This window comes from Streptomyces sp. NPDC054975 (assembly GCF_053609105.1).
In genome coordinates this window covers 15,290-32,529 of the sequence record NZ_JBSGWV010000052.1, presented here as the reverse complement: position 1 = coordinate 32,529, position 17,240 = coordinate 15,290, and the positions used below count along the sequence as shown (strand labels likewise).

The window sequence follows — 17,240 nt, the reverse complement described above, 5'->3', positions numbered from 1 at the left end:
GCAAGCCGGGCCCCGGCCCCCGCGCGACCGCACCGCCGACCGCTCCGCCGACCGCCCCGCTCGGTTCGCGGCTGGCCTCCCGGGCCGCCGGGGGCGCGATGCGGGTCTTCCTCGTCCTCGTAGGCCTCTTCTGGCTGATGCCGACGGTCGGGCTGCTGCTCTCCTCGCTCCGCAGCCCCACCGACATCAGCGAGAGCGGCTGGTGGCAGGTCTTCAGCTCCCCCGCGCAGCTGACCGTCGAGAACTACTCCGCCCTCCTCTCCAACGAGACCATCACCCGCTCCCTCCTCTCCACCGTCCTCATCACCGTCCCGGCCACGCTCCTGGTCCTCGTCATCGGCTCCCTCGCCGGATACGCCTTCGCCTGGCTGGACTTCCCCGGCCGCGACTGGTGGTTCCTGGTGGTCGTCGGGCTGCTGGTGGTCCCGGTGCAGGTCGCGCTCATCCCGGTGTCGAAGCTGTTCGGGACGATCGGCATCTTCGAGACGACCTTCGGGGTCGTGCTCTTCCACACCGCGTTCGGGCTGCCCTTCGCGATCTTCCTGCTACGGAACTTCTTCGCGGAGATCCCGAAGGAACTGCTGGAGGCGGCCCGGCTGGACGGGGCCGGCGAGATCCGGCTCTTCACACGGGTCGTCATGCCGCTCGGCGGGCCGGCGATCGCCTCGCTCGGCATCTTCCAGTTCCTGTGGGTCTGGAACGACATGCTGGTCGCGCTGATCTTCGCGGACTCCGAGACGCCGCCGATCACGGTGGCGCTGCAGCAGCAGGTCCGGCAGTTCGGGAACAACATCGACGTGCTCGCGCCCGGAGCGTTCCTGTCGATGCTGATCCCGCTGGCGGTCTTCTTCGCCTTCCAGCGGCAGTTCGTGTCCGGGGTGATGGCGGGCGCGGTGAAGTAGCCACGCCCCGTCCCGGCCGGGGGGGGCGGCCTCGCGCGGACGCCGTGAAGGCCGCCCCGACTGCCGCCGTGAAGGCCGCCCCGGGAGACCGCTCGGCAAGCTCGCGGTCACGCCGTGAGAGCTCCCACGGCAGACCGGGCGGCTCCCGCGTCCACCGCGTGGGGCCGCCACCGCCCACCGGCCGACGCCCGCGCCTACGCCGTGAGCGCCGCCACCGCCGACCGGGCGAGGTCGTCCACGTACCCCTTCGGCAGCTCGCCGCGCACCACCACGAGCCGCCAGTAGAGCGGGCCCACGATGAGGTCGAGGGCGCGGTCCGGGTCCGCGTCCTCCGTGAGTTCGCCGCGCGCCACGGCCTCGCGGACGATCTGCGCCACGACGCCCTGCTGGCTGTCGAGCAGCGCGGCCTTGATCGCCTGGGCGATCTCCGGCTGCCGTGCGGCCTCCACCAGCAGGTCCGGGATGACCTGGGAGGCCACCGGGTGGCGCAGGGCGTGCGAGGCGACTTCGAGGAGCGCGCGGACGTCCCCGTGGAGCGAACCGGTCGCCGGGGCCGGCAGCCCTTGCGCCGCGAAGGCGCCGAGCAGGTCGAGGACGAGCGAGAGCTTGGACTTCCAGCGGCGGTAGACGGCGGTCTTGCCGACACCCGCGCGGCGCGCGATGCCCTCGATGGACATCCGGGCGAACCCGACGGCGGCGAGCTCGTCGAAGACGGCGGCGCGGATGGCCTCGGTCACGTCCTCCCGGAGCACGGCGGCTCCCGCGGGGGCGCGGCGGGGGGTTCCGGGAGGTGTCGTCATGAGCGGGATCCTAGCCAACGGCCACCGAACGTCACGACGAAACGGTTGCGTTGCGACGCACGACCGTCCTACTCTCGCCGTAGCGACGATACGGACCCGTTCCATCGTCGGTGACGCCCCACGCCCACCCCCCGTCGAAAGCGACCTCGTGACCACCGAGACGCTCCCGAAACCCGCCCCAGCCCCAGCCGCCGCCCCCATCCCCCAGGCCACCTCCACCCCGCAGGACCTCCGCGCGCTCGCCCTGCGCCACGGCCTGTCGGTCAGCGGCGCCCGCCCGAGCATCCCCGCGTACGTCCGCCAGCTCTGGTCCCGCCGCGCGTTCATCACCGCCTTCGCGACCGCCCGGCTCACGGCCCAGTACAGCAACGCGAAGCTCGGACAGCTCTGGCAGCTGATGACCCCGCTGCTCAACGCGGCGGTCTACTACCTGATCTTCGGCGTCCTGATGAACGTCCAGGAGGGCATCCCCGACTACGTCCCGTTCCTGATCACGGGCGTCTTCGTCTGGACCTTCACCTCCCAGTCGATCATGACCGGCACCCGCGCCATCAGCGGAAACCTCGGCCTCGTCCGCGCCCTGCACTTCCCCCGTGCGAGCCTCCCGCTCGCCCTGGCGCTCCAGCAGCTCCAGCAGCTGGTGCTCTCGCTCGCCGCGCTCGCCGGCATCCTGTTCTGCTTCGGCGAGTTCCCCCGCTGGAGCTGGCTGCTGACCCTCCCCGCGCTCACCCTCCAGGCGCTCTTCAACGCCGGAGTCGCGCTCGCCATGGCCCGACTGGCCGCCCGTACCCCGGACATCGCCCAGCTGATGCCCTTCCTGCTGCGCACCTGGATGTACGTCTCCGGTGTCATGTGGTCCCTCGACCACCTGGCACGGAGCGGCCGACTGCCCGAGCTGGTGATCACGGTCCTGCAGGGCAATCCGGCGAGCGTGTACATCGACCTGATGCGCTTCGCCCTGATCGAGAGCTTCACCGCCGGCCAACTGCCGCCACACGTCTGGGCGCTCGCCGCCGGGTGGGCGCTGGCGGCCTTCGTGGGCGGGTTCATCTACTTCTGGAAGGCAGAGGAGACGTACGGCCGTGGCTGAACAGACCCTGACCCCGTCGGCGGTCCCGACGGACGAGCGCACCCCCACCGTCGTCGCCGACGGCGTCCACATCACGTACACCGTCCACGGTGCCCGTACCGGCAAGGGCAGCGCCACCGCCGCGCTCAACCGGATCTTCGCGCGCCGCGCCACGCCCGGCGCCCGTAAGGTCCACGCGGTCAAGGGCGTCAGCTTCGCCGCGTACCGGGGCGAGGCGATCGGCCTGATCGGTTCGAACGGTTCGGGGAAGTCCACCCTCCTCAAGGCCGTCGCGGGCCTGCTGCCCGTCGACCAGGGCAGCATCTACACCCGCGGCCAGCCGTCCCTGCTCGGCGTGAACGCGGCGCTGATGAACGACCTGACCGGCGAACGCAACGTGGTGCTCGGCGGGCTCGCGATGGGCATGACCCGCGCGGAGATCGAGGCCCGCCACGACGACATCGTGGACTTCTCCGGGATCAACGAGAAGGGCGACTTCATCTCGCTGCCCATGCGGACGTACTCCTCCGGCATGGGCGCCCGCCTCCGCTTCTCGATCGCGGCGGCCAAGAGCCACGACGTGCTGCTGATCGACGAGGCGCTGTCCACGGGCGACGCCCGGTTCCGCCGCCGCAGCCAGAAGCGGATCGACGAGCTGCGGGCCGAGGCGGGCACCGTCTTCCTCGTCTCCCACTCCAACTCCACCATCACCGAGACCTGCGACCGGGCGTTGTGGCTGGAAGCGGGCACCTTGCGGATGGACGGTCCGGCGAAAGAGGTCGTGGCGGCGTACGAGGCGTTCACCAAGAAGGGCTGACAAAACACCCGATATACCCCCAGACCGCAATAGAGTGCGGTTTCGATGACGACGCATCGCGACCACACCCCTCAGCCGCAGCCGGAGCCGGGATCCGACCCGGGAGCCGAGCGGGCCCCCGACACGTCCACCTGCGCCCCCGCGCCCCCCGACCTCACCGGCTCCCCCTTCGAGTCGGAGACCTTCACCTCCGCGACCTTCGTCAACGTCGGCCGCGGCCCCGCCCTCGCCCTCACCGTCGTCTGGACCCTCACCCGCGCGGGCATGCTGCTGCTCCTGCTGCGCGACAACCTGGGCGTCGGCGGGGTCAGCCGCGAGGTGTACGTCCTCTACCAGATCTGGTACCGCCAGTTCGCCGAGGGCACGTTCCCCGTCGACGACGTCACCTGGCAGTACCCGCCGGGCGCCGGCCTGGTCATCATGTCCCCCGGCGTGCTCCCCTGGCTCACGTACTTCCAGGCCTTCGTCGCCCTCACCCTCCTCGCCGACGCGGTGGTCGCCCTGGCCCTCGCCCGCGCCGACAGCGACCGCGTCACGCACGGCGCCTGGGTCTGGGTCGCCGGCCTCCCGCTCCTCCTGCACATCCCCCTGGCACGCTACGACGTCCAGGTCACCGCCCTCGCCGTGCTCGCGCTGCTCGCCCTCGCCTCCCGCCGGGCCGCCGCGCACCGGATCGGCGGCGTCCTCGCCGGGCTCGGCGCGCTCGTGAAGGTGTGGCCGGTCCTGACCCTGATCGGCACGCCCCGGGGCCGTACGACCCGCGACTCCTGGATCGCCGCGGCTACCACCGCCGCCGCGCTCCTCGGCGTCCTCGCGCTCTGCTTCTCCCACTCGCTCGGCTTCCTGCGTCAGCAGGGCAGCCGGGGCATCCAGATCGAGTCCCTCGGCGGTACCGCGATCGCCCTCGCGCGGGCGGCCGGCATCTGGCCCGGCACGGTCCAGTACCGCTACGGCGCCTTCGAGTACGTCGGCCCGTACGTCTCCAGTGTGGGCCGGGTCGCCCTGCTCCTGACCGCGTTCGCCTTCGTCTGGCTGCTGGTCTGGCGCCTGCGGGCGCGCACCTGGAACGAGGCGACCCCCCTCGACGCGGCGCTCGCCGCCGTCCTGCTGTTCACGGTCACCAGCCGCGTGATCAGCCCGCAGTACATGATCTGGCTCCTCGGCCTCGCCGCCGTCTGCCTGACGTCCCGCAGGACCGTGATGCGCCCGGTGGCCCTGCTGCTCCTCCCGGCGGCCGGGCTCAGCTCACTGGCGTACCCGGTCTTCTACGACGAGGTGGTGGCCGGCACCTGGGACGGCGTGGCGGTCATGGTGGCCCGCAACACGCTGCTGCTCGCGGCGGCCCTGCTGGCGGCGCGCCGACTGTGGACGGCGACGGCGAAAACCTGACTGAACGGGAGGGGCCCCGCCGGAAGACCGACGGGGCCCACTCACGTACGAACTGCGCTACCTACGAACTGCCTCAGCCGTGCGACCGCAGCAGCTGGCGCATCGTCCGCATCGCCACCGACAGGTTCGCCAGGTCGAAGGTCTCCGAACTCTGGATCTCCTCCAGCGTGGTACGCGCGCGGCCGAGGATCGCCGCGTTCTTCTGCTCCCAGGCCTTGAACCGCTCCTCCGGCGTCGAGGTCCCGTTGCCCGCCGACAGCACGTCCGCCGTGAGGGCGGCGTGCGCGGCGAAGAGGTCCTCGCGGATGGAGGCGCGGGCCATCGACTGCCACCGGTCGGCGCGCGGCAGCTCGATGATGCGGTCCATGAGCTGGGTGATCCGCAGCCGGTCGGCCAGGTCGTAGTAGACCTCGGCGACCGCCATCGGGTCCTTGGCCGTGCGGTCCGCGATCGCGACGATGTCGAGCGTCGGGAAGGCGGAGGAGAATCCGGCGACCCGCAGGGCGAGGATCTCCGGCACGCCGACCGCCGTCAGCTCGTCCAGGATCGACTGGTACCACTCCAGGTCCGCGCCGCGCAGCAGCTGCGGCAGCTTCGCCCAGACCTCCTCCACGCGCTCACCGAAGAACTCGATGGTCTCGGCGAGCTGGAGCGGCTGCGGACGGTTGCCGAGCAGCCAGCGCGTGCCGCGCTCGACCAGTCGGCGGGAGTGCAGCCGCATCCGGGTCTGCACGTCGGCCGGGACCCGGTTGTCGAGCGCCTCGACGGCGTCCCAGACCTCACCGAGCCGGAAGATGGCGCGGGCGGCGGTCTGCGCGCGGACGATCTCCTCGATCGACGCGCCGGTCTCCTCGCGGAGGCGGTGCAGGAAGGTCGAGCCACCGGTGTTGACGGTGTCGTTGACCAGGACCGTGGTGATGATCTCGCGGCGCAGCGGGTGGCTGTCGACCGTCTCGGCGAACTTCTCGCGCAGCTGCGTCGGGAAGTACGCGTGGAGCAGCCCGCGCAGGTACGGGTCGTCCGGCAGCTCGGTGTGGATCAGCTCGTCGGCCACCGTGATCTTGGTGTAGGCGAGGAGGACGGCGAGCTCCGGCTGGCTCAGGCCCTTGCCGTTGTTGAGCAGCTCGCGGATCTGCCGGTCGTTGGGCAGGAACTCCAGCGAGCGGTCCAGGGCCCCGTCACGGCCCAGGCGACGCATGAAGCGCTGGTGGGCGTGGAGCAGGGACGGCGACTGGGCGACGGCGTTGGCCAGGGCCACGTTCTGCGCGTAGTTGTTGCGCAGGACGAGCGAGCCGACCTCGTCGGTCATCTCGGCGAGGATCTTGTTGCGCTGCTTGACGGTCATGTCGCCTTCGGTGACAAGCCCGTTGAGCAGGATCTTGATGTTGACCTCGTGGTCGGAGGTGTCCACGCCGGCGCTGTTGTCGATGGCGTCGGTGTTGACCTTTCCGCCCGTGCCCTCGGGGCCGCCCTTGCGGGCGAACTCGATGCGGCCGAGCTGGGTCAGACCGAGGTTGCCGCCCTCGCCGACGACCTTGACCCGCAGGTCCTCGCCGTTGACGCGGATGGCGTCGTTCGCCTTGTCGCCGACGTCGGTGTGCGACTCGGTGGACGACTTGACGTACGTACCGATGCCGCCGTTCCACAGCAGGTCGACGGGCGAGTGCAGGATCGCCTGCATCAGCTCGGCCGGGGTCATCTTGGTGACGCCGGCGTCGATGCCGAGGGCCGCGCGGATCTGCGCGTTGACCGGGATCGACTTGGCGGTACGGGGGTGGATGCCGCCGCCCGCGGAGAGGAGCTCGGTGTTGTAGTCGGCCCACGAGCTGCGGGGCAGCTCGAAGAGGCGGCGCCGCTCGGCGTACGAGACGGCCGCGTCCGGGTTCGGGTCGATGAAGATGTGGCGGTGGTCGAAGGCCGCGACGAGCCGGATGTGCTCGCTGAGCAGCATGCCGTTGCCGAAGACGTCACCGGACATGTCGCCGACGCCGACGACGGTGAAGTCCTGCGTCTGGGTGTCGTGGCCGAGCTCGCGGAAGTGCCGCTTGACGGACTCCCAGGCACCGCGGGCGGTGATGCCCATGCCCTTGTGGTCGTATCCGGCCGAACCGCCGGAGGCGAAGGCGTCGCCGAGCCAGAAGCCGTAGGAGACGGCGACCTCGTTGGCGATGTCGGAGAAGGTCGCGGTGCCCTTGTCGGCGGCGACGACGAGGTAGGTGTCGTCCTCGTCGTGACGGACCACGTCGACCGGCGGGACGACCTCGCCCGCGACCAGGTTGTCGGTGATGTCGAGCAGCGCCGAGATGAAGGTCTTGTACGAGGCGATGCCCTCGGCCAGCCAGGCGTCACGGTCCACGGACGGGTCCGGGAGCTGCTTGGCGACGAAGCCGCCCTTGGCGCCGACGGGCACGATGACGGTGTTCTTCACCATCTGCGCCTTGACCAGGCCGAGGATCTCCGTACGGAAGTCCTCACGCCGGTCGGACCAGCGCAGGCCGCCTCGGGCGACCTTGCCGAAGCGCAGGTGGACGCCCTCGACGCGCGGCGAGTACACCCAGATCTCGTACGCCGGACGGGGCGCGGGGAGGTCGGGGATGGCCTGCGGGTCGAACTTCATCGACACGTAGGCGTGCGGAACGCCGTCCGCGGCCTCCTGGCTCTGGAAGAAGTTCGTCCGCAGCGTCGCCTTGATGACGGTGAGGAACGAGCGCAGGATGCGGTCCTCGTCCAGACTCGCGACCTGGTCGAGGGCGGCGTCCAGCTCCTCCAGGAGCGCGTCGATCAGCTCGACGCCGGCGCGCTGGCGCTCCGGGGACATCCGGGCCTCGAAGAGGGAGACGAGCAGCCGGGTGGTGTGGACGTTGTTGCGGAGGGTGTCCTCCATGTAGTCCTGGCTGAACGTCGAGCCGGCCTGCCGCAGGTACTTGGCGTAGGCGCGCAGCACCATGGCCTGACGCCAGGTCAGCCCGGCGGAGAGCACCAGCGCGTTGAAGCCGTCGTTCTCGGCCTCGCCGGTCCAGGTCGCGGCGAACGCCTCCTGGAACCGCTCACGGGCGTCGTCGGAGAACGACTGGCCGTTGGCGGTCGGGGTGGGCATCCGCAGACCGAAGTCGTAGACCCAGGCGTGCGTGCGGTCGGCGCAGCGCAGCTCGTACGGACGCTCGTCGATGACCTCCACACCGAGCCGGTTGAGCACCGGGAGCACGGCCGAGAGGGAGATCTGGTCGCCCGACTTGTAGATCTTGAAGCGGCGCTCGCCGGGGCCCGCGCCGACCGGCTCGTACAGCGAGAGCGCGAACTCCTTGCCGGTGCGGCCGAGCTGCTCCAGGTGGACCAGGTCGGCGACGGCGGCGCGGGGCGAGTGGTCGGCCTTGTAGCCCTCGGGGAAGGCGTTGCCGTACTTGCGCAGCAGCTCGGCGGCGCGCTCCTCGCCCATCTCGGCGTTGAGGGCCTCGGCGAAACCGTCGGCCCACGAGCGGGCGGCCTCGACCAGCCGGGCCTCGATGCGGTCCTTGTCGGCGTCGGTGAGGTGGCTCAGCTCGGTGCCGGGCGCGACGCGGACGACGAAGTGCAGCCGGGTGAGCACCGACTCGGTGCTCATCAGGGTGAAGTCGACGCTGGTCCCGTCGAGCTCCTCCTTGAGGATGTCGGTGAGCCGCTCGCGAACGGTGGTGTTGAAGCGGTCGCGCGGCAGGTAGACGAGGGCCGAGTAGAAGCGGCCGTACTCCTCCTGGCGCAGGTAGAGCCGGAGCCGGCGCCGCTCCTGGAGGTACAGGACGCTGGTGACGATCTCGCGCAGCTCGTCCGGCGGGGTCTGGAAGAGCTCGTCGCGCGGGTACGTCTCCAGGATCTGGAGCAGGTCGCGGCCGTCGTGGCTGTTCGGCGAGAAGCCGGCGCCGTCCAGGACCTCCTGGACCTTGCGGCTGATGACCGGAACGCGACGGACGGACTCCGTGTACGCGGCGGACGAGAACAGTCCGAGGAACCGCCGCTCACCGACGACGTTGCCCTTGGCGTCGAACTTCTTGACGCCCACGTAGTCGAGGTAGGAGGGCCGGTGCACGGTGGCGCGGCTGTTGGCCTTGGTGAGGATCAGCAGCTTGTGCTCGCGCGCCTTGGCGCGGGCGTCGGCGGGCAGCCGGCTGAAGGACGGCGACACGGGGTGGGCGTGGTTCGCGTCCTCGCCGCTGTGGTGCGGGTCGGAGCGCAGGACACCGAGCCCGGTGCCCGGGACGGCGGCCAGCGCGTCCCCGTCGACCAGCTCGTACTCGCGGTAGCCGAGGAAGGTGAAGTGGTCGGCGGCGAGCCAGCGCAGCAGCTCGCGGGCCTCCTCGACCTCGGTGGGGCGCAGGTCGTCGGCGGTGGGCTCGTTCGGGAGCTCGTCGGCGATGCGCAGCGCGGCGTCGCGCATCTTCTCCCAGTCCTCGACGGTCTCGCGGACGTCGGAGAGGACGCGGAGCAGGTCGGTGGTGATCTGCTTGAGGTCGGCGCGGTCGGTCTCGCGGTCGACCTCGACGTGGATCCAGGACTCGGTGAGCACCTCGTGGGCCTGCTCGCCCTGGGTGTCACCGGCCATGACCTCGATGAGCTTGCCGGTCAGGTCACGGCGGACGCGCACCTGCGGATGGATGACGACGTGGATGCCACGCCCCTGGCGCGAGAGCTCGTTCGTCACGGAGTCGACGAGGAAGGGCATGTCGTCGGTGACGACCTCGACGACGGAGTGGCTGCAGGTCCAGCCGTTCTCCTCGACCGTCGGGGTGTGGACGCGGACGTTCGCGGTGCCCTGGGGGCGGTTCTCCGCGAGCCGGTAGTGCGAGAGAGCGGCGCCGAAGACGTCCACCGGGTCGCGATAGGTGAGGTCCTCGGGCGCGGTGTGCAGGTAGTAGCGCTGGAGGTAGTCGAGCACGGTGTCCCTGTCCGGGCGCTTCCCGTTCTCGGGCCCCGTCGGAAGTTGCCCCCCGACCGGGCCGGTCTCAGCTACCCGGGCGGCCCGCGCGAGCAGCTCGGCCTTGGCTTCGTCCAGCTTGGTCTGCATGTCCTCTGGCTCCTGTCGCGCGCCATTGCGTGACGTCGGTGGAAGAAAGGACACAACGCCACGACGCGGTGTTACCGGTCGGAGTCGACGTTATGCCGCGATGAGAGATGTCCGAGCCGTTATCAGCCATTTCTGGCGCCGCGCCCGGGACGGGAGAATCAGCGAACGCCATGTCGGCCCGGCCGCGGAAGCGCTCCGGGCGATGGCCGGGGGCTTCGCTGCCCCCTCGGCGTATCGCGCTGATCACGGGAAAAGCCTATCGCTCCCGACCCCCCGGTCGTCATGAGCCGTATGTGTACAAAAGCAGGGGTGGAAGTTTGACGTTATGGACAGCGACACAGTGTCCTGGGGGCAGGACCGAGACCCGAGACCCGGGAGTCGCCATGACAAAGATCTTGATCGTGACAGGGGACGCGGCGGAGTCACTGGAGGTCATGTATCCCTACCAGCGGCTTCTGGAGGAGGGCTACGAGGTCCACATCGCGGCCCCCGCCCGCAAGCAGCTGCGCTTCGTCGTCCACGACTTCGAGCCGGGCTACGACACGTACACGGAGAAGCCGGGCTACACCTGGCCCGCCGACCTGGCGTTCTCGGAGGTGGACCCGGGCGACTACGTGGCGGTGGTGATCCCGGGCGGCCGCGCGCCGGAGTACCTCCGCAACGACCCGGAACTCCGCAAGATCCTGAAGTCCTTCTTCGACGCGGACAAGCCGGTGGCCCAGATCTGCCACGGCCCCCTCCTGACGGCGGCGATCGGCGGCCTGGAGGGCCGCAGGGTCACGGCGTACCCGGCCCTGGAACTGGACATGCAGGCAGCGGGCGCGACCTTCCAGGACACCGAGGTGGTGGTCGACGGCACCCTGATCTCCTCCCGAGCCTGGCCGGACCACCCGACGTGGATGCGCGAGTTCCTGAAGACCCTCAGAGCCGCGTCCTGAGGACGCACCACACAGCGGCCGAAGGTCGGACACGCCCACCGCGCGCGACGCACCGGCAGCCGCCGACGGCGCGGGACCACCCACGGGAGGACCCGCACCTCTGCCGTCCCACCCGCACCGCCCGTGCGGGTGGGAACGCCGGCCCGGCCGAAGGCCGGGCGCACTCCAACCGGGCCGCACCCGCCCGCCTACCTACCGCAACGCCCCAGCGCGCCGCCTAGACCAGCTCCTCCGCGACAGCCACCGCTTCCGCCAGCGAGTCCACCACCGGCACCCCCACCGCTTCCAGCGACGCACGGCTGTGCGACCCGCCGGTGTACAGCACGGCCCGCGCCCCCACATGCGCCGCCGCCCGCGCATCGTCGGCGGCGTCCCCGATGACGACCACCCGCTCGGCGACCACCGAACCACCGAGCGCCTGCAGATGACGCACCATGTGCGCCGACTTCCCCTCCGTCGACGACCCGGTCCGCCCGTCCACGCGCACGAACCGCTCCTCGATCCCGTGCCGACGCACCAGCGGCACCAGCTGTGCGTGCGGCGCCAAGGAGAGCAGGGACTGCGTGAACCCGGAGACCTGCCGCGCGGCCAGCAGCTCCGCCGCCCCGGACGTCAGCCCGCACGAGTCGGCCCGCTGCCAGTAGTGCCGATGGAACGCGTCGTCCATCACGAGCCACTCGGCGTCCGTCGGGAGCCGCCCCATCAACCGCTCGTAGAACTTCGGCACAGGCACCGTGTACAGGTCCCGGTACCGCGCGAGCGTGATCGGCTCCAGCCCCAGCTCGGCGAAGGCGGCGTTCGTCGCGCCGATGACCGCCTCGATGTCGTCGAGCAGCGTGCCGTTCCAGTCCCAGACCAGGTGCTTCCCGTGCTTCCCCATGCGAAGAAACGGTACCGGCCCGGACCGACAGGGCGGGTGGTCAGCCCAGCAGCCCAGGAATCTCCTGCACCCCGAACCAGAGCAGCTCGTGGTCCTCCGCCCCGTCCACCGTGAACTGGGCGTCGTCGTCCCCCTGGTCCGCCGCACCGAGCGCGTCCGCCGCGGCCGAGACGTCCGCCTCGGCGTCGTCCGCGTCGGCGTGCACGGCAGCCGCCTTGGCCAGCGGTACGGCTCCGGCGATACGGACCTCGCCCAGCGAGCCGACGTCCAGCCCCCGGTCGGGGTCGACCACGGCTTCCTTGTCCGGCACGTCGACGGCGACGACGATCCGGCGCCGCGCGGCGTCGGGGTCCCCGGCGAGCAGCCGCAGGGAAGCGGCGGCGGCCCGGCTGAGCGCCGCGTACTCGAGCTCCTCGATGTCGTCGGAGACGTACCACTCGCGCAGCGCGGGCGTGACGGCGTAGGCGGTCAGCGGACCGGGCCCCAGCTCGCCCGCCTTGTGCGCCTGTGCGAGACCGGGGAGGGTCAGGGGGACGTACACGCGCATGGCTGGCCGCTTTCGTAGTCGGAAACGCCCTCAGGATACGTGCGGAGTACCCCTTCGGGGTCTCCAGGCCGCCGTCTCCTCGGTCCACCCGAGGGATCCCCGCACCCCTCCCCGACAGACCCAGCAGGCGCCCTCGTCACCCTGATAGGTGAACCTCCCGACCACCCGCCCAGCGGCCCACGCCGCCTTGCGGCGCCCGGAACCACCGCCGTACAAGATCCCCAACAGAAGTTACCGCTCGGTAGACCACCGGGCGCGAGGGATCGGGGACCCCCATGGCCGGCACCACCACGACGCGCACGCCCGAGGCCACCGCCGCGACAACCACCCCCAGCACCCACACCCCACCAGTCACCACACCGACCACCACCCCACGCCCCGCACCCGCCGCCACCACCCGCCCCCGAACCCCCCGCCCGCGCTCCGCCCCACGCGGTCCCGCCGGCACCGGCCCGCGCGGCTCCGCCGGGGCCCGCCCCGGAGCGGCGGCTCCACGCGCCCGTACGGCTCCCCGCGTCCTTCCCACCCACGCCTACTTCGCCGAGCGCCTGCTGCTCGTCCTGAGCGGTCAGCGGCCGGTCCACTGGATGCTGGGCCAGACCGTGGGAGAGGCGTACGAGCAGCTGGTCCAGCTCGCCCCCACGACCCCCTTCGGGGGACACGGCATCCGCCCGGTCGTCCGAAGCTGCCGCGCGCAGACCACCCCTGGCCCGCCCGGCATGCCCGGCACCCCTGGCGCCCTGGAAGCCTTCGCCTGCATCGCCACGGCCGGTGGCGTACGGGCCATGGCCTTCCGCCTGGAACTCGGCGCCGACCGCCGCTGGCGCTGCGCCGCCGTGGAGCTGGACGGCCTCCACGCGCGCGTGCCGACCCAGACCACCCGCACATGACACAGCCCCACACACACGCACAACCCCGGCCCACCCCCACCACCGCCGAGCTCCCACGAGACCAGCCCACCACCCCACCACGGCCGAGCCCCCACGCACGACGAAGGGGCCGGCCACCCCTCGGGTGACCGGCCCCTCCTCCCCTCGGCGGGGTTACTTCTTGCGGCGACGCCCGCCCGTGCTCTTCTGCGCCTTGCGCCGCTCCGCACGCGTCATGCCGTCGCCGCCGGCCGAGGCGTCCTCGCTCACGAAGTCGCCCTCGACGACACTGCCGTCACCGTCCACCTTCGGCGCGGTGAAGTGCAGGCGGTCCGGCCGCTGCGGGGCCTCCAGGCCCTTGGCGCGGATCTCCGGACGCCCGGCGGGAGCCGGCACCGTGTCCTTGGTGAGGGAGGGAGCCGCGTCCTGCACCGGGACCTCCTCGACCTGCTGCTCGACCTGGACCTCCAGGTTGAACAGGTAGCCGACGGACTCCTCCTTGATGCCCTCCATCATCGCGGTGAACATGTCGAAGCCCTCACGCTGGTACTCGACCAGCGGGTCCTTCTGGGCCATCGCGCGCAGGCCGATGCCCTCCTGGAGGTAGTCCATCTCGTAGAGGTGCTCGCGCCACTTGCGGTCGAGCACGGAGAGGACCACGCGGCGCTCCAGCTCGCGCATGATGTCCGAGCCGAGCGACTTCTCGCGGGCCTCGTACTGCTCGTGGATGTCGTCCTTGACGGACTCGGCGATGAACTCGGCCGTGATGCCCGCGCGGTCCCCGGCCGCGTCCTCCAGCTCCTCCACGGTGACCTTCACCGGGTAGAGCTGCTTGAACGCGTTCCAGAGGCGGTCGAGGTCCCACTCCTCCGCGAAGCCCTCGGCGGTCTCCTGGCGGATGTAGTCGTCGATCGTGTCGTCCATGAAGTGCTGGATCTGCTCGTGCAGGTCCTCGCCCTCCAGGACGCGGCGGCGCTCGCCGTAGATGACCTCACGCTGCCGGTTGAGGACCTCGTCGTACTTCAGGACGTTCTTACGCGTCTCGAAGTTCTGGGTCTCGACCTGGGACTGCGCGGAGGCGATCGCGCGCGTGACCATCTTGTTCTCGATCGGCACGTCGTCCGGCACGTTGGCCATGGCCATGACGCGCTCGACCATCTGGGCCTTGAACAGACGCATCAGGTCGTCGCCGAGGGAGAGGTAGAAGCGGGACTCGCCCGGGTCGCCCTGACGGCCGGAACGGCCGCGCAGCTGGTTGTCGATCCGGCGCGACTCGTGGCGCTCGGTGCCCAGCACGTACAGCCCGCCGAGCTCCTTGACCTCCTCGAACTCCGCCTTCACGGCCTTCTCGGCGCGCTCCAGGGCGGCGGGGAGGGCCGCGGCCCACTCCTCGACGTGCTCGACCGGGTCCAGGCCCTGCTGGCGCAGCTCGGCCTCGGCGAGGTCGTCCGGGTTGCCGCCGAGCTTGATGTCGGTGCCTCGGCCGGCCATGTTCGTGGCGACGGTGACGGCGCCCTTGCGGCCCGCCTGGGCGACGATCGTGGCCTCACGGTCGTGCTGCTTGGCGTTGAGCACCTCGTGCTGGATGCCGCGCTTGGAGAGCTGCTGCGAGAGGTACTCGGACTTCTCGACCGACGTCGTACCGACGAGGATCGGCTGGCCCTTCTCGTGCTTCTCCGCGATGTCGTCGACGACGGCGGCGAACTTGGCGACCTCGGTCCGGTAGATCAGGTCCGACTGGTCCTTGCGGATCATCGGCTTGTTCGTCGGGATCGGGACGACACCGAGCTTGTAGATCTGGTGGAACTCGGCGGCCTCGGTCATGGCCGTACCGGTCATGCCGGAGAGCTTGTCGTAGAGGCGGAAGAAGTTCTGCAGGGTGATCGTGGCGAGCGTCTGGTTCTCGTCCTTGATGTCCACCCCTTCCTTCGCCTCGATCGCCTGGTGCATGCCCTCGTTGTAGCGGCGGCCGGCGAGGATACGGCCGGTGTGCTCGTCGACGATCATGACTTCGCCGTCCATGACGACGTAGTCCTTGTCCTTCTTGAACAGTTCCTTGGCCTTGATGGCGTTGTTCAGGTAACCGACGAGCGGGGTGTTCACCGACTCGTACAGGTTGTCGATGCCCAGCCAGTCCTCGACCTTGGCGACGCCGGACTCGTGGATGCCGACGGTCCGCTTCTTCTCGTCGACCTCGTAGTCGCCGGTCTCCTCGATGCCCTTCAGCGGGTTCCCGGCCTCACCCCTGGTGAGGCGGGTGACCAGCTTGGCGAAGTCGCCGTACCACTTGGTGGCCTGGTCGGCCGGGCCGGAGATGATCAGCGGCGTACGGGCCTCGTCGACCAGGATCGAGTCGACCTCGTCGACACAGGCGAAGTTGTGGCCACGCTGGACGAGCTCCTCCTTCGACCACGCCATGTTGTCGCGCAGGTAGTCGAAGCCGAACTCGTTGTTCGTGCCGTACGTGATGTCGCAGGCGTACTGCTCACGGCGCTGGGCCGGCGTCATGTTGGCCAGGATGCAGCCGACCTTCAGGCCCAGGAACTTGTGGACGCGGCCCATCATCTCGGAGTCGCGCTCGGCCAGGTAGTCGTTCACCGTGATCAGGTGCACGCCCTTGCCGGACAGCGCGTTCAGATAGGCCGGGAGCGTACCGACGAGGGTCTTGCCCTCACCGGTCTTCATCTCGGCGACATAGCCGAGGTGGAGGGCGGCGCCACCCATGAGCTGCACGTCGTAGTGACGCTGGCCGAGGACGCGCTTGGCCGCCTCGCGGACGGTCGCGAAGGCTTCGGGGAGCAGGTCGTCGAGGCTCTCACCGTCGGCGTACCGCTGCTTGTACTCATCGGTGAGCGCCCGCAACTCGGCGTCGGAGAGGTTGACGAAGTCCTCTTCGATGGAGTTGACCTGGTCCGCGATGCGGTGCAGTTTGCGCAGGATCTTGCCTTCGCCTGCACGCATGAGCTTGTTGAAGACGGACACTGAGGCTGGTCTCCTTGCCGGTCGGGCCTGGCACTGGGTCGTGTGATGGACTCGGGCGCGGGCACGGCAGGTGGTCCCCACCGCAACGGCCATCGTAAGCGAGACCGCCGCCGCGCCGGGAGGCCGAAGGGCCGGAGCGTCACCGCTGCCCGGAATGAGAACGCACGAGACGCACCGAAGGTGCCGCAGCACCCGAAAAGTGTTCGCTCCCGGAACCGGCGCCCGACCCGCCTCCGGGCAGGAATCCGAGCGGAACCGGCATCACGTCGGAACGGCCTCCGGGCAGGAACCCGGGCGGAACCGGCATCACGTCGGAACGGCCCCCGGGCCCGAATCCCCGATCCTTCCCCCAGGGCACGAAAACTGCTCGCCACCACCCCCTCCACTGACCAGAATTCCGTCATGGAGCCGACGACACTGACCACGGACCGCCTGACCCTCGCCACGTTCAGGCCCGAGGACCTCGACGAGGTCCTCGCCCACTGCCAGGACCCCGACATTCAGCGCTGGACGACGGTGCCCTCGCCCTACGTACGTCAGGACGCCGAGTTCTTCCTCAACCGGATCGTCCCGGACGGCTGGCGGAACGACACCGAGTACTCCTTCGCCGTACGGCTCCGCGAGGGCGGCCCGCTCCTCGCCGCCGCCGCGCTCCACCACCCTCGCTCGGGCAGCTGGGAGGTCGGCTTCTGGACGGCCAAGGAGCACCGGGGCCGCGGATACATGACGGAGACCGTCCTCGCCCTCGCCCGCTGGGCCTTCACCGACCTGGCCTGTACGCGCCTGGAGTGGCGGGCCGAGGTCGGCAACGTGGGCTCGCTGGCGACGGCCGAGAAGGCCGGTTTCCGGATCGAGGGCATGCTGCGGGCCTCGCTGCCGAACAAGGGCGTCCTGCGGGACTCCTGGGTCGGCTCGCTGCTCCCGTCGGACCTCGGCCTGCCCGGCTCGCTGCCCTACCTGCCGGCTCCCCAGCCCGCTTCGCCGTCCGAGGCATGAGTGTCAGTGCCGC

General features: G+C 70.6%; 12 protein-coding genes. 7 read left to right on the top strand and 5 right to left on the bottom strand.

Annotated elements, in window-relative coordinates; all coding sequences use genetic code 11:
* Positions 1-98 precede the first annotated feature (98 nt).
* Positions 99-902: a carbohydrate ABC transporter permease gene (locus tag ACWF79_RS29715; protein WP_453731262.1), complete on the top strand. Its 804-nt coding sequence runs from the start codon at positions 99-101 to the stop codon at positions 900-902.
* A 194-nt stretch (positions 903-1,096) separates the two neighbouring features.
* Here the strand turns inward: ACWF79_RS29715 and ACWF79_RS29710 are convergent, their stop codons facing one another.
* Positions 1,097-1,702: a TetR/AcrR family transcriptional regulator gene (locus tag ACWF79_RS29710; RefSeq protein ID WP_453731254.1), complete on the bottom strand. Its 606-nt coding sequence runs from the start codon at positions 1,700-1,702 to the stop codon at positions 1,097-1,099.
* Positions 1,703-1,850: 148 nt separating this feature from the next.
* Between ACWF79_RS29710 and ACWF79_RS29705 the strand changes: the two genes are divergently transcribed.
* The 3 genes from ACWF79_RS29705 to ACWF79_RS29695 all read left to right on the top strand — a co-directional run bounded on the left by ACWF79_RS29705 (position 1,851) and on the right by ACWF79_RS29695 (position 4,977).
* The gene (locus tag ACWF79_RS29705; RefSeq protein WP_453731253.1) at positions 1,851-2,792 is read left to right on the top strand and encodes an ABC transporter permease; all 942 of its coding nucleotides are present in this window, start codon (positions 1,851-1,853) and stop codon (positions 2,790-2,792) included.
* Positions 2,785-3,588 carry an ABC transporter ATP-binding protein gene (locus ACWF79_RS29700; protein ID WP_453731252.1) on the top strand — a complete coding sequence of 268 codons (804 nt, stop codon included), beginning with the start codon at positions 2,785-2,787 and terminating at the stop codon, positions 3,586-3,588. The genes ACWF79_RS29705 and ACWF79_RS29700 overlap by 8 nt, the downstream gene beginning before the upstream one ends.
* A gap of 264 nt (positions 3,589-3,852) precedes the next feature.
* A complete protein-coding gene (locus ACWF79_RS29695; RefSeq protein WP_453731261.1) occupies positions 3,853-4,977 on the top strand; it encodes a glycosyltransferase 87 family protein in 1,125 nt (374 codons plus the stop codon).
* A gap of 73 nt (positions 4,978-5,050) precedes the next feature.
* Here the strand turns inward: ACWF79_RS29695 and ACWF79_RS29690 are convergent, their stop codons facing one another.
* Positions 5,051-10,015 carry an NAD-glutamate dehydrogenase gene (locus ACWF79_RS29690; RefSeq protein WP_453731251.1) on the bottom strand — a complete coding sequence of 1,655 codons (4,965 nt, stop codon included), beginning with the start codon at positions 10,013-10,015 and terminating at the stop codon, positions 5,051-5,053.
* A 383-nt stretch (positions 10,016-10,398) separates the two neighbouring features.
* On the opposite strand from ACWF79_RS29690, the gene ACWF79_RS29685 reads away from it, so the two are divergent.
* Positions 10,399-10,953 (top strand): DJ-1/PfpI family protein, encoded by a 555-nt coding sequence (locus tag ACWF79_RS29685; RefSeq protein WP_453731250.1) that lies wholly within the window; start codon positions 10,399-10,401, stop codon positions 10,951-10,953.
* Between the two features lie 217 nt (positions 10,954-11,170).
* Here ACWF79_RS29685 and ACWF79_RS29680 read toward each other — a convergent pair whose 3' ends face one another.
* Positions 11,171-11,833, bottom strand: coding sequence for an HAD family hydrolase (locus ACWF79_RS29680; RefSeq protein WP_453731249.1), 663 nt, complete (start codon positions 11,831-11,833; stop codon positions 11,171-11,173).
* A gap of 40 nt (positions 11,834-11,873) precedes the next feature.
* Entirely contained in the window at positions 11,874-12,380 is a 507-nt protein-coding gene (locus ACWF79_RS29675; RefSeq protein WP_453731248.1) for a DUF6912 family protein, read from the bottom strand.
* A gap of 275 nt (positions 12,381-12,655) precedes the next feature.
* On the opposite strand from ACWF79_RS29675, the gene ACWF79_RS29670 reads away from it, so the two are divergent.
* On the top strand, positions 12,656-13,270 hold the full coding sequence (locus ACWF79_RS29670) for an Rv3235 family protein (protein WP_453731247.1): 615 nt from the start codon (positions 12,656-12,658) through the stop codon (positions 13,268-13,270).
* Positions 13,271-13,423: 153 nt separating this feature from the next.
* Here the strand turns inward: ACWF79_RS29670 and secA are convergent, their stop codons facing one another.
* Complete coding sequence (gene secA / locus ACWF79_RS29665) at positions 13,424-16,231, bottom strand: preprotein translocase subunit SecA (protein ID WP_453731246.1); 2,808 nt, start codon at positions 16,229-16,231, stop codon at positions 13,424-13,426.
* A 402-nt stretch (positions 16,232-16,633) separates the two neighbouring features.
* On the opposite strand from secA, the gene ACWF79_RS29660 reads away from it, so the two are divergent.
* Positions 16,634-17,227 carry a GNAT family N-acetyltransferase gene (locus ACWF79_RS29660; RefSeq protein ID WP_453731245.1) on the top strand — a complete coding sequence of 198 codons (594 nt, stop codon included), beginning with the start codon at positions 16,634-16,636 and terminating at the stop codon, positions 17,225-17,227.
* Positions 17,228-17,240: the final 13 nt, after the last annotated feature.